Below are 19,767 nucleotides of genomic sequence, written 5' to 3' on the forward strand. Positions count from 1 at the left end.
GTCGATGTGGCGCATTATAGGGATCTGGATCACGCTTGCAAGGGGTGTTTCGAATTAAATTCGAATTGTTAGCTCAACCGCTCACCAATCCACCAAAAAGACTGTTTATCCCGCAATAAGACGCTCATTTGACGATATCGACCTGTCTTCAGTGATGCCTTGCCGGTTGCAGATCAAGGTTGTGGTGATTTGGTGTCACCACATCTATATGCATGGTGATCGAGGTCACGCCTTCGGGTAACATAGCGCCCCTTTGCGATTCACACACTCTTGGGCTTTGGAGAGTTTAATGCCTTTTGCACTTGGCCAGCGTTGGATTAGTGATACAGAGACGGATCTGGGGTTGGGGACTGTCGTTGCTGTTGAAGGACGCATGGTGACCCTGTTGTTTCCGGCTACCGGTGAAAACCGCATGTATGCCAAAGAAGAAGCGCCGGTCACCCGGGTCAGCTTCAATGTGGGCGATCAGATAGCCAGTCATGAAGACTGGACCATGACGGTCGAAGAAGTGCAGGAGAAAAACGGTCTGCTTATATATGTAGGTGTACGCACCGACAATGATGAGCCCGTTGCCCTCAAGGAAGTGTTTCTCAACAACTTCATCAAGTTCAACAAGCCGCAGGATCGCCTGTTCGCCGGTCAGATTGACCGTATGTCGCGTTTTACCCTGCGCTATGAAGCCCTGATCAACCAGCACCAGCGGCGGCGCAACCCGACCCGCGGTCTGGCCGGCGGCCGGGTCAGTCTGATCCCGCACCAGCTTTATATCGCCCATGAAGTGGGTCATCGCTACGCCCCGCGCGTACTGCTGGCGGATGAGGTGGGCCTGGGCAAGACCATCGAAGCGGGCATGATCATCCATCAGCAGCTGCTCTCCGGCCGTGCCCATCGGGTGCTGATCCTGCTGCCCGAAACGCTCCAGCACCAGTGGTTGGTCGAGATGCTGCGCCGTTTCAACCTGCACTTCTCCCTGTTTGACGAGGAGCGCTGCATCGAGGCGTTCGCCGATGCGGAAAACCCCTTTGAGACCGAACAGCTGGTGATCTGCAGCCTCGACTTCCTGCGCAAGAAGCGTCGTCGCTTCGAACAGGTGCTGGAAGCCGAGTGGGATCTGCTGGTTGTCGACGAAGCGCACCACCTGGAGTGGAGCGAGGAGGCACCAAGCCGCGCCTACGAGATGGTCGAAGCGTTGGCCGAACAGGTGCCGGGCGTACTGCTGTTGACCGCGACCCCGGATCAGCTGGGCCACCAGAGCCACTTCGCCCGTCTGCGCCTGCTCGATCCCGAGCGTTTCTACGACTACGACGCCTTCCTCGCCGAGGAGCAAGCCTATGGCCAGGTCGCCAGCGCAGCGCAAGAGCTGCTGGATGGCGAGAGCCTGAGTGACGAAGCGAAACAGATCCTCGCCAGCCAGCTGGAAGGGCTGGATCTGAGCGATGCCGCCGCCCGCCAGCAGGCAGTCGCCACGCTGCTGGATCAGCACGGCACCGGCCGGGTGCTGTTTCGCAACAGCCGCGCCAATATTCAGGGCTTCCCGGAGCGTCACCTCAACGTCTACCCCATGCCGCTGCCGGAGCAGTACAAGACCGCCATCAAGGTGATGGGCATGATGGGTGGCAACGGCGGCGAGCTGCAGACTCGCGCCCTGCGCTACCTATATCCGGAGAAGATCTTCCAGCAATTTGAAGGTGAGAACGCAACCTGGACCCAGTTCGACCCCCGCGTTGACTGGCTGCTGGAGCTGCTGCTCTCTGCCCGCCAACAGAAGGTACTGGTGATCTGCTCGGAAGCGGCTACCGCCATCGCACTGGAAGAGGCGCTGCGCACCCGTGAAGGGATCCGCGGCACAGTATTCCACGAAGGAATGTCCATTCTGGAGCGGGACAAGGCCTCCGCCTATTTCGCCCAGCAAGAGAGCGGTGCTCAGGTGTTGCTCTGTTCCGAGATAGGTTCAGAGGGTCGCAACTTCCAGTTTGCCAGTCATCTGGTGCTGTTCGATCTGCCCCTCAATCCGGATCTGCTGGAACAGCGCATCGGCCGTCTGGATCGCATCGGTCAGCAAAATACCGTCGAGATCCATGTACCTTATCTGGAAGGGACAGCCCAGCGTGCCTTGCAGCTCTGGTACCACAACGGGCTGGATGCATTCGAGCAGACCTGTCCGACCGCCCGCCCGGTATTTGAAGCCGTGCGTGACGAGCTGTTCGAACTGCTTGCCGCCAATACGGGTGATCAAGCGGCTCTGGATGCCCTGCTGGCCAGGACACGGGAGATCCACGAGCCGCTCAAATCCCGCATGGAGCAGGGGCGCGATCGCCTGCTGGAGATCCACTCCAGCGGTGGCGTGGCTGCGCAGCAGCTGGTCGACAAGCTGACCGCCGAAGATGACGACACCGGCATGATCTCCTTCGCGCTCAAGATGTTCGACGAGATCGGCGTCAATCAGGATGACCGTGGCGAGAATGCACTGGTGCTGACGCCGGGAGATCACATGCTGGTCTCCAGCTTCCCAGGTCTGCCCCAGGATGGCATGACCATCACCTTCGATCGTCCGACCGCCCTGTCGCGGGATGACATGGCGCTGCTCTCCTGGGATCACCCCATGATGCGCGGTGGCATCGACCTCATCCTGGGTTCCGAGATCGGCGCCACCTCGGTGGCCCTGCTCAAGAACAAGGCGCTGCCGGTCGGCTCCATCTTGCTTGAGCTCATCTTCGTGGCCGAGTCTGCGGCTCATCCCCAGCTCTACCGCTTCATGCCGCCGACCCCGATCCGCCTGTTGATGGACAAAAATGGCCAAAACTTGGGTGAGAAGGTGGCGTTCGATGCCTTCAACCGCCAGCTGACCCCGGTCAACCGCCACCTAGGCAGCAAGCTGGTGACAGCTTCCCAGCCGGTGATCCACGGCCTGATTGGCAAAGGCCAGCCGATTGCCGAAGAGCTGAAAGCCAGGATTGTCGACAAGGCGCGCGCCCAGATGGCGCAGACCCTGCAGCAGGACCTGGATCGTCTCGAAGCACTCAAGGCGGTCAATCCGAACGTGCGCGACAGCGAACTGGATTATCTGCGCAATCTGCAGGCAGAATTGCACCACCTGATCGATCAGACCCAACTCAAGCTGGATGCCATCCGCTTTATCGTTGTCACCCATAACTGACTCGATACTGAAGAGACATGACCGGCTCATGCTGGATGCCATGCACTTTATGATTGTGGTTACCCATAACCGATGGGGGCTTGCCCCCACCTTCTGATGCGAGACCTTTATGTTTGAATACTCACCGCCTCTGGAACCCTGGCTCGATATCCTGTTCAAGGACAAGGACATCATGGTGGTCAACAAGCCCACTGGCCTGCTGAGCGTCCCCGGGCGCGGCCCCGAGAATGAAGACAGCGTCCTGCATCGGGTGAAGCAGCAGCACCCCAAGGCGGCGGCAGCCCATCGCCTCGACATGTCCACCACGGGCGTGATTGTCATCCCTCTCACTCCCAATGCCCATCGGGAATTGAGCCGGCAATTTCGCGAGCGGGAGACCGAGAAGCACTACCTTGCTTGGGTGTGGGGCGAGCCGGAAGCGGACTCGGGTCAGGTCGACCTGCCGCTCTGCGTCGACTGGCCCAACCGTCCGAAACAGAAGGTTGACTTTGAGGAGGGGCGTCACGCCCTGACCCTGTGGGAAAAACTGAAGGTGGAAAACGGCAACAGCCTGATCAAGCTGACCCCCATCACGGGTCGCTCCCACCAGCTGCGCGTCCATATGCTGGAGCTGGGGCATCCCATATTGGGTGACAACCTCTATGCCCATCCGGACGCACTGGCGGCGGCCCCACATCTCTACCTGCACGCGGCCATGCTGACCATCAGCCACCCGCGCAGTGGGGAGCGGATGACCTTTGAAGCTCCCGCACCTTTTCCGCTATAGGCCAGATCGTGGACATAAAAAAAGCCCCCATCAACTGATGGGGGCTTTTTCATTAGGATCAGACGCGAATATCGATTTTACTTCCCAGTGTGGAGCTGGCCGATGTCGCTGCGGTCGGGGCTGATTGAGCAGCCGTCTGGAGCAGTTTCAATGCGGCTTCACCATCCTGGGTTTGCTGTTTCTTGGCCAGACTGGCTGTCAGCAAAGCAGAACCAAATGACGTTGATGCAGAACTAGATATATCCATGGTGTACCTCCTGCCCTAAGACTATCGGCCATCTTGTGCCAGACATGAATCATTTTGGCTAAATTAAATACGTCTTGTTGGGTTGACGTCGCGCCAGCCACTGCTCTTCCATCTCCAGCAGAGTCTGATAGACCTTCTCTGCCTGCTCGGGACGACTGAACAGATAGCCTTGTCCGTAAAGATGAATGTCGGTGAGGGTGCGCAGCACATCGAGCTGGGCCTGGGTTTCAATCCCCTCACACACTAGGCTCTTGCCCAGCATGGAGCCCATGCGGCAAATGTTGGCGACCAGTTCTGAGGCCTCTATCGAGGTATCTATCCCCTGAATGAAGGAGCGATCTATCTTCACCTTGCTGACCGGCAGTTTCTGCAGATAACTGAGAGAGGAGTAGCCGGTCCCGAAGTCATCCAGTGCCAGCTGTACCCCCTGCTGATTGAGATCCTGCATCAGCTGCAAGGAGTTTTTCACCTCGCGCATGGTGGTGTCTTCCGTCACTTCCAGTACCAGGCTGGCAGCCGGGATGTGGTGCTCCATCAAGGCCTTGGCCACCAGCTTCAACAAGTTGCGCTGGTACATGCCAGGCGAGATATTCACGCACATCTGCAAATCGACCAGCCCGAGCTGCTGCCACTGGTAGAGCTGCTCACAGGCGGTATTCAGCACCCAGCTGCCCAGTTTCTCGGCCAGCTGAAACTCTTCCGCCACCTGAATCACCTCATTGGGCGGAATGAAGCCCAATTCAGGGTGGCGCCAGCGCAGCAAGGCTTCAACCGCCTCGCAGCGGCCACTTTCGAGATTGACGATGGGTTGGTAATAGAGCTCGAGCGCATTGTGTTCCAGCGCCATTATCATGTCGCTTGCCAGATGCTTGCGGCGCGCAGTCTCATTGAGCAGCGAATTGTCATAGATGACATAAGGGACATGGGTCTTGCGACTGTGGAACAGCGCCTGCTCGGCCCGGCTGAGCAACTCCTGCGTCAGCTTGCTGTCCATCGGGAAGAAAGCGATACCAATCCCCACTTCCAGCCGGAACGGATAATTGTCGATGATGATGTCCTGCTTGAGCGCATGGAGCAGGCGGGCCACCAACTCCCTTACCTGCCGCAGGTCACTGCTCTCGCGCTGGATCATGGCAAACTGATCGCCCCCCAGGCGCGCGACCCACTCGCCATTTTCACACAGACTGCGGATCCGCTTTGCCAGCTCCTGCAGCAGGAAGTCACCGGTGTTGTAGCCGAACTTGCTGTTGATATCGCGAAAATCATTGATATCGACCAGCACCAGGCCAAATGGCGTCTCCTTGGTCGCGTAGGACTCCATCTTCTCCAGCAATGCCAGCCGGTTGGCCAGCCCGGTCAGGGGATCGACCCGTGCCGCACGGAAGTGCCGGCGAGCCTCGCGGATCAGCAGGCCACTGAGCAGCATCACCGACAGCACCAGGCCGGATACCATGAACAGCAGGGCATTGCGCAGCTGGCCGAAACGCTTGTCATTGCCCGAATAGACGTTGATGTTCTTCTGCATGACAGATGCAAGGGAGTAAGAGAGGGGTTCCTGCAGGGGGGCCAGTCGCATCATGATCTGCTGATAGTCCGGCGTGCCCGACTTCAGGCGGGTGATGTTGGACTCCATCTCGCGGATATTGCTTTCGATCAGCTGCACCAGCCGCAACGTCTTCTGCTTGTCCTTCATGCTCTGGCGCAACTGGCCACTGAGCAGAATGGGCGTGCGGCTCCAGAGGATGTCGTAACGCAGCATCAGAGTATCGTGATCGATACCGCCATAATGGTAGATCTCGACGGAGTTGAGGAAGCGCCCCAACTCCAGCTGCAGCTGCATCAGGGCCCAGGAGACATCATAGGTATATTTCTCCATCACCCTGGTCGCATTCTGTATCTGCGCGAGGCAATACAGGGTACTTCCCGTGAACAACAGGATGGATAGATAAAGCACCACAAGTAAAGGCCACGCCTTGGTCTTTGCTTTCACCCGCACTCCCGCAAACCATTGCATCAATGCTGGATATCAACCGAACTCAGTTGCCAGATCATCATGTCGGTAAACTCTGATCGTTTCAGCTCAGGATACTGATCCAGCGGTAGGATAAACCAAAGCGGCCCCTTATTCCGTACCCGCATGGTGACCCCGTCATCCTGCCAGGCCAGAATGGGATCATATTGTTTGACCTTATCCCAGTTGATCCGGATCTGGAAACTGTTCAGGGCGGTCAGGGTTATGGCCTTGCCATTCGCCCCGACGGCAGCCAGCACGTCCGCCAGCTTGGGCCCCACATACTTGTGCGGTTTGTCGACCCAGGGGTTGCCCGTCACTATCTCGTGCTGTGGCAGCGCCTTGAGCATGGCGAGATCGAAGGCAACGGCCCCCTCAGTCGCCTCGGCGGGCATCACATTGCCTGTCACCTTCAAGATAACGGGTCCCTGCGGCGCCTCCAGTGCCATAGCTGGCATTGCCAGAGAAAACAGTAATGTAATCAAACCCAGTACACGCATATTCACCTCACATAAAGTTGCCAACGATAGACTCAGTTTAGTCGCCATAAAAAAAACGGCTCGCAAAAGCGAGCCGTTTGGTAACCAGGACTGAATTACATCATGCCCATGCCACCCATGCCGCCCATGTCAGGCATGGCAGGGGTATCTTTCTTCGGCAGCTCGGTGATCATGCACTCTGTGGTGATCATCAGACCGGCGATGGAAGAGGCGAACTGCAGCGCAGAACGGGTCACCTTGGTCGGATCCAGGATACCCATGGCCAGCATGTCACCGTACTGTTCGGTGTAAGCGTTGTAACCGAAGTTGCCTTCACCATTCTTCACGGCGTTGGCAATGACGGAGGCTTCTTCACCGGCGTTGATGACGATCTGACGCAGCGGTGCTTCCATGGCGCGCAAGGCAACCTTGATACCCACGTTCTGGTCTTCGTTGTCACCGCGCAGATTGGCCAGCTTGGCAGCAACGCGCACCAGCGCGACACCACCACCGGCAACCACGCCTTCTTCCACGGCAGCGCGAGTTGCGTGCAGGGCATCGTCAACGCGGGCTTTCTTCTCTTTCATCTCGACTTCGGTGGCAGCACCGACCTTGATCACGGCAACGCCGCCAGCCAATTTGGCTACGCGCTCTTGCAGCTTCTCACGGTCGTAATCGGAAGAGGTATCTTCGATCTGCTGACGGATCTGGGCCACACGGCTCTCGATCAGGGCAGCATCACCCACGCCATCGATGATGGTGGTGTTCTCTTTGGTGATGACGATGCGCTTGGCACGGCCCAGGTCTTCCAGGGTCGCTTTTTCCAGCTCCATCCCCACTTCTTCGGAGATCACGGTACCACCGGTCAGCATGGCGATATCCTGCAGCATGGCCTTGCGACGGTCACCAAAGCCCGGAGCCTTGACGGCAGCGACTTTCACGATACCACGCATGGTGTTGACCACCAGGGTCGCCAGCGCTTCGCCTTCCACGTCTTCGGCAACGATCAGCAGCGGCTTGCCGGCTTTGGCAACGCCTTCCAGCACCGGCAGCATCTCGCGGATATTGGACACTTTCTTGTCAACCAGCAGGATGAAAGGATCATCCAGCTCGACAGAACCGGTTTCCGGCTTGTTGACAAAGTACGGAGAGAGGTAGCCGCGATCGAACTGCATGCCTTCTACTACAGCCAGCTCGTCATCCAGGCCCTGACCATCTTCAACCGTGATGACGCCATCACGACCGACTTTGTCCATGGCTTCGGCAATCAGCTTACCCACTTTCTCATCGGAGTTGGCGGAGATAGTACCCACCTGAGCGATGGCATTGTTGTCGGCACACGGCTGGGACAGCACTTGCAGCTCGGCAACGGCAGCGATAACGGCCTTGTCGATACCGCGCTTCAGATCCATCGGGTTCATGCCGGCGGCAACAGCCTTCAGGCCTTCGTTGACGATGGCCTGAGCCAGTACGGTCGCAGTGGTGGTACCGTCACCGGCGGCGTCGTTGGCCTTGGAAGCAACTTCCTTGACCATCTGGGCGCCCATGTTCTGGAACTTGTCTTCCAGCTCGATTTCGCGAGCAACGGAGACGCCATCCTTGGTGATGGTCGGGGCACCGAAGGACTTGTCCAGCACCACGTTGCGGCCTTTCGGGCCCAGAGTAACCTTGACGGCATCGGCCAGGATGTTTACGCCTTCCAGCATTTTGATGCGGGCTTCGTTGCCAAACTTGACTTCTTTAGCTGCCATTTTCTTCAATCCTTAAATCAATTCGGGGAAAAGGGTGAATTACGCTTCGACAATCGCCAGGATGTCGGTCTCGGACAGGATCAGTACATCCTGACCATCCAGCTTCTCGGTCTTAACACCGTAGCCTTCGTTGAAGATCACCTTGTCACCCACCTTGACGGCGAGGGCTTTGACGTCGCCATTGTCCAGAATTCGGCCAGTCCCCACGGCAAGTACTTCACCACGGGTGGACTTCTGGGCCGCAGTACCAGTCAAGACAATGCCGCCAGCGGATTTGGCTTCAGCTTCGATGCGCTTGATGATGACGCGGTCGTGCAGTGGACGAATTTTCATCGATAACTCTCCCAAAATGAGTCTCTGTGTTGCTTTGAGGAATGGCCATTCCTGGCCAAATTAGATATGCCTCTGATGTGGGGCGTTTTTGTTAACCCTTCAAGGGCAAATACAAAAAAAATATTTTCACGTACTATGAATATCTTCGATGGATCGCCCGTGTCCCGGTCAGGAAACCGGATTTGCGCTGCCCGCAGCCAGAACGCACTTCGCCAGATGCAAGAGACGAGCCCGTGACCCGACCCAATCCCATGCTGACCGCCCCCATGACCTCAGTGTTGTTGCGCATGACGGGCCCCATGATACTCGGCATAGTCGCCATACTGGCGTTCAACCTGGTCGACACCTTCTTCATCGGCATGCTGGGCACCCAGGCACTGGCTGCCATCAGCTTCACGTTTCCGGTGACTTTCGTGGTCACCTCGCTGGCGATGGGGCTGGGGGCCGGGCTCTCGGCCGTGATTGGTCACGCACTCGGCCAGGGCAGGCATGACGAAGCCGCCCACATCACCACCGACAGCCTGTTTCTGGCCGTGGTGCTGGTCACTCTGCTCTCTGTGCTGGGCGCCCTCACCATACAACCCCTGTTTCGGCTGCTCGGTGCCAGCGACCCGCTGATCGGGCTCATCTACGACTACATGCTGATCTGGTATCTCACCGTGCCTATGTTGGTGCTGCCCATGGTAGGCAATGCCGCCATCCGCGCCACCGGGGATACCAAGACCCCTAGCCTGGTGATGGGGGTGGCCGGACTGGTCAACGGTGTGCTGGATCCCCTGCTCATCTTCGGCATAGGCCCTTTTCCCGAATGGGGGATCCGCGGGGCGGCCATTGCCACTTCGATCTCCTGGTTGATGGCCATGCTGGTCAGCCTCCATATATTGCGCCATCGGGAAGGCTTGCTGCTGTGGCGTCTTTCACCCCGGCCAAGACTGCTGGCTCACTGGCGCGCCTTGCTGCACGTGGCAGTACCGGCCTCGTTTACCAACATACTCAACCCGCTGGCCAATGCCGTACTGATGACCATCTTCGCCGGGTTGGGCACTGAGGTGGTGGCCGCCTATGGCGCCGCATCGAGAGTAGAAGCCTTGCTGCTTATCGTGATGATGGCGCTCTCTTCTGTCCTGGCACCCTTCATTTCTCAAAACTGCGGAGCGGGCAACCCGGCTCGCGCCAAGGCGGCGCTGCAGTTCTGCATGCGCTTCGCCCTGCTGTTCCAGCTCGGCGTCTACGGTCTGACCTGGCTGCTGGCACCGCTCATCGCCAACCTGTTCAGCGATCACCCGCAGGTGGTGCGTCTCATCATCCTTTATCTGCATCTGGTGCCCATAGGTTACGGCTTCCAGGGCATGGTGATGCTGCTGGCCTCGGCGCTCAACGGTGTCAGGGCCTCGAGCGTCTCGTTTCTGTTCAACGGATTGCGACTGTTTGTCTTCTTGCTGCCAGGGGCCTGGCTGGGGGCTGAACTGGGCGGGGAACAGGGGGTCTATCTGGGGATACTGCTGGCCAATCTGGCGGCGGGCACACTGGCCTGGTGGTATGCCCGCCACCGCTTCGAGCGGCTGTGCCATCAGGGCAAGCCCTGACAGGCACAGTCTCAATACTGCGGTTTATTCTTTACGTTCAAATTCGCCTTCTATGGTGGTCCCGCCACGATTGACCCCACCCGGTTGTTCCTCACCGGGACGCGCCTCGAACGGAGGCTGCTGCGCCTGAAAACCGCCCATTTGCATCCTGAACTGGCCGCTGCCCACCAGCTTGTCGGCCAGCCTGTTGCGCAGCCAGGGCTGCAACAGCAGGATACCGAAGATATCGGTCACAAACCCCGGGATGATCAGCAGCAATCCGGCCAGCGCCAGCATCATGCCCCCAATCACCTCGCGGCCCGGCATCTCACCCTGCTGCATCTTTTGCTGCGCATTGAGCAGGGTCTTGATGCCTTCACTGCGCACCAGCGATGACCCGATCACGGCGGTCAGCACCAGCAAGCCGACGGTTGGCAAGGCGCCAATCACTGAGCCCACCTCGATCATCACGGTTAGCTCGAGCAGCACCAGACCGACCAACAACAGAAATAACTTGCCCATAACAACCTCAGTGCGGGTGAATTTGAATGAATCTCAGGTCTGTTGCAGCCACCGAAATAATGTTGCTGCCAACCCACCATGATATAGGTCCTTGATAATTAAAATGGGGGTACCCCCTCGTTTTTCAAGTCTCAAGGGTGATAGCACACCGGATATTCAAAAAAACGGCCTGCTGGACTGTGATTGAAGTCCTTGTTCTGTCAAAGTAAATCGTTCGATTGCAATATCTGTTTAATGACCACAAGTTATTTGAGGTTGTCTCAAATTTAGTGATCCAGGTCTAATATCAGATACCTCAATTGAGGTAATATCGACGCCAGTAATTAAGGGAGCAAAAAGCCCCCAACTGCCCCACTCGATGTGTGGTGCTTCAGGATGAGCCGTGCGTAAGGAACTCGCGACCACTCGGTGAGGATCGTTTCCATTTATCTGATTTCTGAGGCATTACAATGAGCGACATCAAGAACGTCCGCATTGAAGAAGACCTGCTGGGCACCAAAGAAGTTTCCAATCATTTCTACTACGGTGTGCACACCCTGCGCGCTGTCGAGAACTTCAAGATCAGCTCTCAGAAGATTTCTGACGTTCCGGAATTCGTCCGCGGCATGGTACTGACCAAGAAGGCCGCCGCCATGGCGAACGGCGAACTGGGCACCATCCGTCCTGAGATTGCTGACAAGATCGTAGAAGCCTGCGACCTGATGCTGAACACCGGCAAATGCTTCGACCAGTTCCCGGTCGACGTTTATCAGGGTGGTGCCGGCACCTCCGTCAACATGAACACCAACGAAGTACTGGCCAACATAGCCCTCGAGATCATGGGTCTGGCGAAAGGCCGCTACGACGTCATCAACCCGAACGACCACGTCAACAAGTGCCAATCCACCAACGACGCCTACCCAACCGGTTTCCGCGTTGCCGTGGTGAACAGCACTGACACCACGCTGCACGCGCTGGAAGCGCTGATCGCCGCCTTCGATGCCAAGGCCAAGGAGTTCAAGAGCATCCTGAAGATGGGTCGTACCCAGCTGCAGGACGCGGTTCCCATGACCCTGGGTCAGGAATTCCACGCCTTCGCCGTCACCCTGCGTGAAGAGATCAAGTCCATCAAGCGTTGCCAGGAGCTGCTGCTGGAAGTGAACCTGGGCGCGACCGCCATCGGTACCGGCCTGAACACCCCGCCCGAGTACTCAGCCCTGGCCATCAAGCGCCTGGCCGAGATCACGGGTCGTGCCTATGTGCCGGCTGAAGATCTGATCGAAGCGACCTCCGACTGCGGCGCCTACGTGATGCTGCACGGCGCCATCAAGCGTCTGGCCATGAAAATGTCCAAGATCTGTAACGATCTGCGTCTGCTCTCCTCCGGCCCGCGCACTGCACTCAAAGAGATCAACCTGCCGGAAATGCAGGCGGGTTCCTCCATCATGCCAGCCAAGGTCAACCCGGTTATCCCGGAAGTGGTCAACCAGAGCTGCTTCAAGGTATTCGGTAACGACGTCACCATCACCTTCGCCGCCGAAGCCGGTCAGCTGCAGCTGAACGTCATGGAGCCGGTGATTGGTCAGGCCATGTTCGAATCCCTGAGCCTGATGGAAAAAGCCTGCATCTCCCTGCGTGAGAAGTGCGTCGAAGGCATCACTGCCAACCCGGAAATCTGCATGAACCACGTGCTGAACTCCATCGGTATCGTGACCTACCTGAACCCCTTCATCGGCCACCACGAAGGTGACATCGTCGGCAAAATCTGCGCCCAGACCGGCAAGAACGTCCGTGAAGTCGTGCTGGAACGCGGCCTGCTGACCGCCGAACAGCTGGATGAAATCCTCTCCATCGAGAACCTGATGAACCCGCAATACAAAGCCAAGCGCTACACCCGCGAAGCCACCGTATAAGCGAGCAAATGGGCCGGGTTTATCCCGGCCCATAAAGTCAGTTCCCGATCGGTCTTGCCCAGCCCCATCGGGAATTGGCTTTTCTGCCAAATAAAACCTAAAAAAAACTGGAAAATGGAGTGTTCGCTATGATTGTTATCGAGTTACTTGTCGTGCTCGCCGCTATCTATCTGGGAGCCCGGATAGGCAGTATCGGTATCGGCTTTGCCGGTGGTCTGGGTGTGCTGGTACTGACCTGGGGCCTGGGGGTACAAATTCCGAGCGACCAGCTGGTCACCTTCATCCCCTGGGACGTGATCATGATCATCGCGTCCGTCATCTGTGCCATTGCCTGTATGCAACTGGCCGGTGGCATGGACTACCTGGTGTCGCTGGCAGAAAAGGCCTTGCGCAAGAATCCCAAGTACATCACCTTCGCCGCCCCCATCGTCACCTATCTGATGACCATGCTGGCCGGTACCGGTCACACCGCCTTCTCCACCCTGCCGGTGATCGCCGAAGTGGCCAAGGAGCAGGGCATTCGTCCTTCCCGTCCGCTCTCCATCGCGGTTGTCGCCTCCCAGATCGCCATCACAGCCTCCCCGATCTCCGCGGCCGTGGTTGCCTTCTCCGGCATGCTGGAGCCGTTCGGTGTCGACTACCTGACCCTGCTGGCCATCTGCATTCCATCCACCTTCCTCGCCTGTATCTTGGGCGCCTTCATTGCCAACATGATGGGCAAACCGCTGGAGCTGGATGAAGTCTATCTGGAGCGTAAAGCCAAGGGGCTGATCAAGCTGCGTGGCACCACCAAGCTGGAGCTGAAGCCTTACGCCAAGGTTTCTGTCTGGATCTTCATCGCCGCCATCGTGGCCGTCATGGCCTATGCCACCGCCATCTCGGGCAAAGTGGGCCTGATTGCCAATCCGCCGATCCCCCGTGACGGTGCCATCATGGGCATCATGCTGGCTGCTGCCACCATCATGACCCTGGTCTGCAAACTGGACGCCACTCAAGTGACCAACATGCCGACCTTCAAGTCCGGTATGTCCGCCTGTATCTGCGTACTGGGTGTGGCCTGGCTGGGCAACGTCTTCGTGAAAGGCAACATGGACACCATCCAGCTGATCGCCGGCGACCTGCTGAACCAGTACTCCTGGCTGCTGGCCGTGGTGCTGTTCTTCGCAGCCATGCTGCTCTACTCACAAGGCGCCACCACCAAGGCCCTGATGCCGGCCGCACTGGCACTGGGTGTCAGCCCGCTGACCGCGATTGCCTCCTTCGCAGCCGTGAGCGCCCTGTTCGTGCTGCCGACCTACCCGACCCTGCTGGCCGCGGTAGAGATGGACGACACCGGCTCGACCCGGATCGGCAAGGCCGTGTTCAACCACCCCTTCTTCATCCCCGGCACTGCGACCATCGCTTTCGCCGTGGCACTGGGCTTCTTCTTTGGCGGTCTGATACTCTGATCAGCATTTCATGCCATAAACCTTCAAACGGCCCGCTCTGGGCCGTTTTTTATGCCTCGTTTTTACGTCAAATCATTAATTAATCCTCATCCGCTTCAGTTTCTATCAAGGTTCGCAGATCTACTCTGGGGCATCGGAACAGAGACCGATCAACAGGGCCGAGCACAGGTCCGACAGTGTTTACACCAGAGGAATGAACAATGAAAAAGACCGCATTGACTATGGCCATCTCCAGCGTGCTGCTGGCCGGTGGTGCGCAAGCCGCTACCGTCTATGACCAGAACGACACCAAACTCGAGATCGGTGGCCGTGCTCAAGGCATGTACTACGGTACCGATGACAACGGCTCCGAAGGTGATCAGAGCTACTTCCGTCTGCACGTTGCTGGCGAAACCAAGATCGATGCCGAATTGAAAGCGTTCGGCTTTGCCGAGTACAACCTGCCGGTTTCCGGTTCTGACAACGACGAACTGCGTTATGCCTACGCCGGCATCAAGCACGATCGCTTCGGTGCCTTCAGCTATGGCCGTCAGGATGGTCTGTTCACCAAAGCCGTGAACAACTACACAGACGTGCTGCCTGAGTGGGGCGGTGACGGCCTGGGTAAAGACACCGAAGTGTTCGGCACCGGCCGCACCAACGGTCTGGCCCAGTACATCTACACCTATCAGGGCCTGACCCTGGGTGCCCAGTTCACTGGCAACAACGACCCGCAGAACTCTGATCGCTCCAACCGCGTTGGCCCGAACAGCACTTGGAATCCGAAGGGTTCTTCCGAAGGTTTCGCCGTGTCCGCCAACTATGACTTCGACATGGGCCTGAGCCTGGGTACCGCCTACAACCAGGCTGGCAAGACCGACGAGCAGGCATCCAACGCCGCTTTCGGTGGCGACAGCGATGCCAAGCTGTACGGTGTGGGTGCCAAGTACGCAGTCGGTGACCTCTACCTGGCCGCGACTTACTCCCACGGTGAAGACCACATGTACGTCAGCACCGTCAACGGCTATGCCGAGAAGATGGATGGCTACGAAGCCGTGGCCCAGTACACCATCGGCAAGTTCAAGCCGTCTCTGGCCTACCTGCGTACCGATGTGAAGGACAGCGCTCACGGTATCGATGACACCGCCACCGAATATGTTTCCATCGGTGCCTGGTACAACTTCACCGACAACTTCAACGCCTATGTTGATTACAAGATCAACCTGTTGGACAACGTCAATGGTACCCACACCAACTCGCTGGGCAAGAACACCGACGACGTGGTCGCCGTGGCCCTGCAGTACAACTTCTAAGTAATTGGAAGTCAGTTATACCCTGTGATACCAATGTCTACTGTTTGAATTACTTCCGGCCGCCCTGCGGCCGGTTTTTTATTGCCTGTCAGATGTTGACCCGCGCCAGACTCGGCTCGCGGTGAAAGCAGTTCACCAGCAGCAGCAAGGTCGTCACGCCGACCGTCCCCAGCACCAGCCAGGGTAGCCAGGGCTGCCCCTGGGCATTGGCGTAATCATGCAGGGCCCCGCCCCCCACGTATCCCGTCATGCCACCGAGCGCCAGCCCCAGCCGGCTGAAACCCATGTAACTGCCACGTGCGCCCGGCTGCGCCAGCCTGGTCATGAGGGTCTCCCGCGCTGGCTCGGCGATGACAATCCCCAGATAGAAACAGGCCAGCAGCATGAAGACGGCGGGCAGCGTGGTCGCAAACGCCACCAGCCCGATACCGGCCGTCATCAGCAACACGCCCGCCATCAGTCGGCTCTCCAGCTTGAAGTGCTTCTCGCCATAACGGGCGAGAGGGTAGAGCAGCGCCAGCGAGATGGCAGTCTCCAGGGTATACATCCAGCCCACCGCCGTGGTGCTGCCCGCCATCTGTTTCACCAGGATGGGGAAGATCAGCATCACCTGCACCCAGAGCGCATAGTAGCCGCTCAGGATCAGCACCAGCCGGCAGAAGGCCTTGTCCGCCAGCACCTGGCCGAGGCCGGCCCGGATCGGAGTCGGCCGCTGCGAGAGCTTGTAGGGGGGCAGGATCAGCAGGTTGCACAGGGCCGCACAGACAAACAGACCCGCCCCCAGCAGGCAGACATACTCAAAGTCGAAGTTGAGCAGCCAGCTGCCAAGCAGGGCCCCCACCACGGCACCGGCGCTCTCCAGCATCATCAGCAAGGATATGTAGCGACCCCGCTGACGCGGACGGGTGAACTTGATCACCAGCGCGGCCCGGGGTGGGTCGAACAGACAACCGCCCAGCCCCGAGATGATGCAGGAGAGGATCAGTTCAAGCCCGCTCTGGGCATAGGCCAGACTGGCAAAGCCCGCGGCCCTCAACAACATGCCGCCCACTATGAGTGGCCGGGCGCCAAACTTGTCTGCCAGCGATCCCCCCAGCACCCCCAATCCCTGCTGGGTCAGCTGACGCAGCCCCAGCGCCAGACCGACCACCCCAGCCGCCCAGCCAAGCTGATCCACGAAGCGCAGGCTGATCATGGGCATCACCACGAAAAAACCCAGGATCACCAAGAGGGAATCCAACGCCAAAAACCACCGCCCCAACCGCCTCGCCCGCTCCACCATGACTGCCTGACCCCTGCTTTGCTAATGACATCCAACTCGCTCGTCTCATCGCCCGGATGACGCCGTCGCCAAACCGGGTCAAGGGTGACTGCAACCCTCTGACCCGGCATGGCAATATGCCAATGCACAACGATTGATACTGCTATTCTGGAAGGGCGCCAGATATAGTGGTAGCCGACAACTGGCTATATTTCATATTGGATTACGTTATGGCTATGACCCTGGATGACTTGCAATTACTACTGGATGTGGTCAATCGCGGCAGCTTCAGCAAGGCGGCGGCCATTCGCGGCTGGTCACAACCCATGGTCAGCCAGCGGATCGCCGTGCTGGAACAGGCGCTGGGACAACCCCTGTTTCGCCGCCACAGACGCGGCGCCACCCCCACTCCAGCCTGCGAGCAGTTTCTGCCTGCGGCGGCGGCGGCCCTGAGTGCACTGGAAGGGGGACGCCTGGCGATGCAGGGAGCACCGGCCCTGCCCCGCATCAAGCTCTCCTGCCTGCCCTCCCTGACGACAGTGGTGTTTGGCCCCCTGCTGCTGGCGCTGGTGGATGAAGCGTTCGAGATCCGCTGCAACACGGATCACTCCGGCATCATAATGCAGGAGCTGCTGACCGGTGAGACAGACGTCGGCTTCATCCTCAAATGCCCCGCCATAGCGGGTATCCAGCTCGAGCTGCTCTACCGCTCCCCCATCATAGCGGTGGCCTGCGCCACCCATCCGCTGGCAAGAAGACAAGGTTTGACCCTGCAGGATATCGCCAACGAGCGGCTGGCCCCCCAGCAGTGGGGCACAGGCTGCGATGAGCTGATCCTGCAGCTGCGACTGCTGCGCCAGGTGGCGAGCCCGCTGCACGCCATTCAGCCCGCCAGCGCGGCGCGGGAACTGGCGCTGGAGCACGGCTTCATCACCCTGATGCCGGCGCTCGCCATCAGCCGGGACCTGGAGTTTGGCCGCCTGGTCCAGCTGGATGTGGTAGACCTGCCGCAGGATCACTGGGATGTCATGATGGCCTGGCGTAGCGGCAAGCGGCCCAACCCGGCCAAGGAGCGGGTGCTGGAGGCAGCCAGAGCCCTTGCCCGGCGCTGGTCAGGCAAATCCGCATAAAAAAGCGCCGGACAAGTCCGGCGCTACATGCTAAATCACATCAACCCGGGATCAGTAGGTCGCCTTGAGAGTCACCCCGGAGAAGGCACTGAAACCGCTCAGCTGTACATACCAGGTACCCGCCTTGGGCGAGTTCAGGGTACAGGTCTCTGCATTACCCCCCTTGTAAGGACGGCAGTCATAGCTGGTGCTGGTGGGCAGCGCCCCGAACTTCACGTAGAGATCCGCATCACCTGTGCCGCCACTGCTGGCAACCACCAGCTTGCTCTTGCCGGCCGGCACGTCGATAGTGAAGTTCACCTTGCCACCCTTGGCGGCGGAGAGCCCGGTCACGGGTACCCCGTTTTGCAGCACACTGCCGCTCGGCGGCGGCGTGGTACCGCAGGAGGCATTGACCCCGACAGTGGTAAAGGCTGCTGCCACGTCAGTCAGGCTGTAGCCCAGATCGGTGGCCGCCTTGGTCACGCCGCAGGCGCCCTGATCGTAGGTGGTATTGGCGCCCCAGTAGAGGCGGTTGGCCAGTACGAACACTTCAAAGGCCTTGCGGGTATTCCAGCCACTGGTGTTGGCCAGCAGGTAGAAAGCACGGTTGTAGACGCCCGAGCTGTGGTGCACATCGATGCCATCGTAGTAATCGCTGGCATGACCGATGGAGCTGCCATCACGGGTCGGATCCTCGAAGTAGCGCAGCGAGCCGTTGCCCTTGAAGATCTGGGCCCCCACCAGCCAGTCGTTGCTGCCCTTCATGTAGTTCTCAGCTGCTTCCCCCGCCATGTCGGAGAAGGCCTCGTTGATGCCGCCCGATTGACCCGAGTAGACCAGCCCAGAGTTCTGCTCGGTGAAACCGTGGCTCACCTCGTGGGCGGCCACATCCAGACTCACCAGCGGGTAGAAGGTAGTGGCACCGTCACCGAAGGTCATCTGGCTGCCGTCCCAGAAGGCATTCTCGTAGTTGCGGCTGTAGTGTACCCGCATCTTCAGCTTGAAGCTGAGCGGCGCCGTGTTGTACCAGTTGCGGTACATGTCGAACACCACGTTGCCGAAGTAGTGAGCATCGTTGAGCGGCGAGTAGGCACCGTTGATCTCCTTGACCGTGTTCTCCGGGCAGGTGAACTGGTGCACGGCACCACCCGTGGTGGCGTGATTCATGTTGACCGTGTCCACGTTCGGGCTGGTCATGCGGCAGCTGTCGTCCACCAGCAGGGGGCCGAAGTCGGAGCCATAGAAGTACTTGCCAGTCTTGACGTTGCCACCCGGGCCTGTGGCGTCCTTGTGGTTGATCCCCTCCCAGCGCTTGAGCTCGGCCCCGCTCTGGGCATCGATCACCACAAAGGGACGGCTCGGCTGCTCGCTTGCGGCCAGCCAGGAGACCAGATAGACCAGACGGGCCTGACCGGCCTCATCCTGCATCACGAACAGCTTGACCTGCTCGTTGCTGCCCTTGGCCCCGGCACGGGCCTTGCCAGCGGCATCGGCTGGTGACAGGGCGGCTGTCGGGCTGGCCACGTCGGCATCGATCTGGCGCAGGATCTGGCCGGAGACCTGGCTTATCTGACCACCGAGGGACTGTTCGGCCACCAGCACCTGGCCCCAGACCGGGATGCCGTGCCAGGTCTGCTCATAGCGAACCCGCTGCTGGCCATTGGGCAGCTTGACCGCCCGCACCTGACGAAATTCACCATCCCCAGCCAGTGCGCTCACACCCGCGGCGCCGCTCGGTGCCCCCTGAATGCCCGCCACCTGATGTACGTCAACCTGTTCTGCAGCCAAGGCTGCGCTTCCCCAGCAGGCCAATACCACGGCCAAATAGACTTTGTTCATCTCGTCTTTCCTTAAGTCGATGAAGATTGCACGCCGGGTCCGTTGCCCGGCGTTCCTACACTAGTTCGCACGATCGAAATTGCTGCCTGTCA

General features: G+C 59.0%; 15 protein-coding genes. 7 read left to right on the forward strand and 8 right to left on the reverse strand.

What is annotated here, in order from left to right; all coding sequences use genetic code 11:
- The first annotated feature begins 289 nt into the window (after window positions 1-289).
- Both rapA and rluA read left to right on the forward strand, forming a co-directional pair.
- Window positions 290-3,157 (forward strand): RNA polymerase-associated protein RapA, encoded by a 2,868-nt coding sequence (gene rapA, locus BN1128_RS21345; protein ID WP_042872590.1) that lies wholly within the window; start codon window positions 290-292, stop codon window positions 3,155-3,157.
- 109 nt (window positions 3,158-3,266) lie between these two features.
- Entirely contained in the window at window positions 3,267-3,923 is a 657-nt protein-coding gene (gene rluA, locus BN1128_RS21350; protein ID WP_042872591.1) for a bifunctional tRNA pseudouridine(32) synthase/23S rRNA pseudouridine(746) synthase RluA, read from the forward strand.
- A gap of 58 nt (window positions 3,924-3,981) precedes the next feature.
- On the opposite strand, the gene BN1128_RS24975 is transcribed toward rluA, so the two are convergent.
- The 5 genes from BN1128_RS24975 to BN1128_RS21370 all read right to left on the reverse strand — a co-directional run bounded on the left by BN1128_RS24975 (window position 3,982) and on the right by BN1128_RS21370 (window position 8,744).
- Window positions 3,982-4,170, reverse strand: a complete 189-nt coding sequence (locus BN1128_RS24975; protein WP_080741189.1) for a hypothetical protein — start codon at window positions 4,168-4,170, stop codon at window positions 3,982-3,984.
- A 58-nt stretch (window positions 4,171-4,228) separates the two neighbouring features.
- Window positions 4,229-6,160: a putative bifunctional diguanylate cyclase/phosphodiesterase gene (locus tag BN1128_RS21355; protein WP_042872801.1), complete on the reverse strand. Its 1,932-nt coding sequence runs from the start codon at window positions 6,158-6,160 to the stop codon at window positions 4,229-4,231.
- A 23-nt stretch (window positions 6,161-6,183) separates the two neighbouring features.
- A complete protein-coding gene (locus BN1128_RS21360; protein ID WP_042872593.1) occupies window positions 6,184-6,681 on the reverse strand; it encodes a putative pterin-binding protein in 498 nt (165 codons plus the stop codon).
- 95 nt (window positions 6,682-6,776) lie between these two features.
- Window positions 6,777-8,411, reverse strand: coding sequence for a chaperonin GroEL (gene groL / locus BN1128_RS21365; RefSeq protein WP_042872595.1), 1,635 nt, complete (start codon window positions 8,409-8,411; stop codon window positions 6,777-6,779).
- Between the two features lie 39 nt (window positions 8,412-8,450).
- The gene (locus BN1128_RS21370) at window positions 8,451-8,744 is read right to left on the reverse strand and encodes a co-chaperone GroES (RefSeq protein ID WP_005318973.1); all 294 of its coding nucleotides are present in this window, start codon (window positions 8,742-8,744) and stop codon (window positions 8,451-8,453) included.
- Window positions 8,745-8,926: 182 nt separating this feature from the next.
- Between BN1128_RS21370 and BN1128_RS21375 the strand changes: the two genes are divergently transcribed.
- Window positions 8,927-10,330, forward strand: a complete 1,404-nt coding sequence (locus BN1128_RS21375; RefSeq protein ID WP_370464962.1) for an MATE family efflux transporter — start codon at window positions 8,927-8,929, stop codon at window positions 10,328-10,330.
- Window positions 10,331-10,354: 24 nt separating this feature from the next.
- Here the strand turns inward: BN1128_RS21375 and BN1128_RS21380 are convergent, their stop codons facing one another.
- Window positions 10,355-10,831: an FxsA family protein gene (locus BN1128_RS21380; protein WP_042872599.1), complete on the reverse strand. Its 477-nt coding sequence runs from the start codon at window positions 10,829-10,831 to the stop codon at window positions 10,355-10,357.
- A 449-nt stretch (window positions 10,832-11,280) separates the two neighbouring features.
- Here BN1128_RS21380 and aspA point away from each other — a divergent pair, with 449 nt between their 5' ends.
- The 3 genes from aspA to BN1128_RS21395 all read left to right on the forward strand — a co-directional run bounded on the left by aspA (window position 11,281) and on the right by BN1128_RS21395 (window position 15,463).
- Entirely contained in the window at window positions 11,281-12,723 is a 1,443-nt protein-coding gene (gene aspA, locus BN1128_RS21385; RefSeq protein WP_042872601.1) for an aspartate ammonia-lyase, read from the forward strand.
- Window positions 12,724-12,851: 128 nt separating this feature from the next.
- Entirely contained in the window at window positions 12,852-14,171 is a 1,320-nt protein-coding gene (locus BN1128_RS21390) for an anaerobic C4-dicarboxylate transporter (RefSeq protein ID WP_042872604.1), read from the forward strand.
- A 200-nt stretch (window positions 14,172-14,371) separates the two neighbouring features.
- Window positions 14,372-15,463, forward strand: coding sequence for a porin (locus tag BN1128_RS21395; protein ID WP_042872606.1), 1,092 nt, complete (start codon window positions 14,372-14,374; stop codon window positions 15,461-15,463).
- 88 nt (window positions 15,464-15,551) lie between these two features.
- Here the strand turns inward: BN1128_RS21395 and mdtH are convergent, their stop codons facing one another.
- The gene (mdtH, locus tag BN1128_RS21400) at window positions 15,552-16,745 is read right to left on the reverse strand and encodes a multidrug efflux MFS transporter MdtH (RefSeq protein WP_042872607.1); all 1,194 of its coding nucleotides are present in this window, start codon (window positions 16,743-16,745) and stop codon (window positions 15,552-15,554) included.
- 209 nt (window positions 16,746-16,954) lie between these two features.
- Between mdtH and BN1128_RS21405 the strand changes: the two genes are divergently transcribed.
- Window positions 16,955-17,854 (forward strand): LysR family transcriptional regulator, encoded by a 900-nt coding sequence (locus BN1128_RS21405; RefSeq protein ID WP_042872610.1) that lies wholly within the window; start codon window positions 16,955-16,957, stop codon window positions 17,852-17,854.
- 51 nt (window positions 17,855-17,905) lie between these two features.
- On the opposite strand, the gene BN1128_RS21410 is transcribed toward BN1128_RS21405, so the two are convergent.
- The gene (locus BN1128_RS21410; RefSeq protein WP_042872612.1) at window positions 17,906-19,675 is read right to left on the reverse strand and encodes a M4 family metallopeptidase; all 1,770 of its coding nucleotides are present in this window, start codon (window positions 19,673-19,675) and stop codon (window positions 17,906-17,908) included.
- Window positions 19,676-19,767 lie beyond the last annotated feature (92 nt).

It is taken from the genome of Aeromonas piscicola (genome assembly GCF_000820005.1).
In the GTDB taxonomy this organism is placed as follows: Bacteria; Pseudomonadota; Gammaproteobacteria; order Enterobacterales; family Aeromonadaceae; genus Aeromonas; species Aeromonas piscicola.

What these genes read in the sequence shown, in the direction of transcription:
- rapA (WP_042872590.1), top strand. Translation starts at nt 290, where the DNA reads ATGCCTTTTGCACTTGGCCAGCGTTGGATTAGTGATACAGAGACGGAT.
- rluA (WP_042872591.1), top strand. Translation starts at nt 3,267, where the DNA reads ATGTTTGAATACTCACCGCCTCTGGAACCCTGGCTCGATATCCTGTTC.
- BN1128_RS24975 (WP_080741189.1), bottom strand. Translation starts at nt 4,170, where the DNA reads ATGGATATATCTAGTTCTGCATCAACGTCATTTGGTTCTGCTTTGCTG.
- BN1128_RS21360 (WP_042872593.1), bottom strand. Translation starts at nt 6,681, where the DNA reads ATGCGTGTACTGGGTTTGATTACATTACTGTTTTCTCTGGCAATGCCA.
- groL (WP_042872595.1), bottom strand. Translation starts at nt 8,411, where the DNA reads ATGGCAGCTAAAGAAGTCAAGTTTGGCAACGAAGCCCGCATCAAAATG.
- BN1128_RS21370 (WP_005318973.1), bottom strand. Translation starts at nt 8,744, where the DNA reads ATGAAAATTCGTCCACTGCACGACCGCGTCATCATCAAGCGCATCGAA.
- BN1128_RS21380 (WP_042872599.1), bottom strand. Translation starts at nt 10,831, where the DNA reads ATGGGCAAGTTATTTCTGTTGTTGGTCGGTCTGGTGCTGCTCGAGCTA.
- aspA (WP_042872601.1), top strand. Translation starts at nt 11,281, where the DNA reads ATGAGCGACATCAAGAACGTCCGCATTGAAGAAGACCTGCTGGGCACC.
- BN1128_RS21390 (WP_042872604.1), top strand. Translation starts at nt 12,852, where the DNA reads ATGATTGTTATCGAGTTACTTGTCGTGCTCGCCGCTATCTATCTGGGA.
- BN1128_RS21395 (WP_042872606.1), top strand. Translation starts at nt 14,372, where the DNA reads ATGAAAAAGACCGCATTGACTATGGCCATCTCCAGCGTGCTGCTGGCC.
- mdtH (WP_042872607.1), bottom strand. Translation starts at nt 16,745, where the DNA reads ATGGTGGAGCGGGCGAGGCGGTTGGGGCGGTGGTTTTTGGCGTTGGAT.
- BN1128_RS21405 (WP_042872610.1), top strand. Translation starts at nt 16,955, where the DNA reads ATGGCTATGACCCTGGATGACTTGCAATTACTACTGGATGTGGTCAAT.
- BN1128_RS21410 (WP_042872612.1), bottom strand. Translation starts at nt 19,675, where the DNA reads ATGAACAAAGTCTATTTGGCCGTGGTATTGGCCTGCTGGGGAAGCGCA.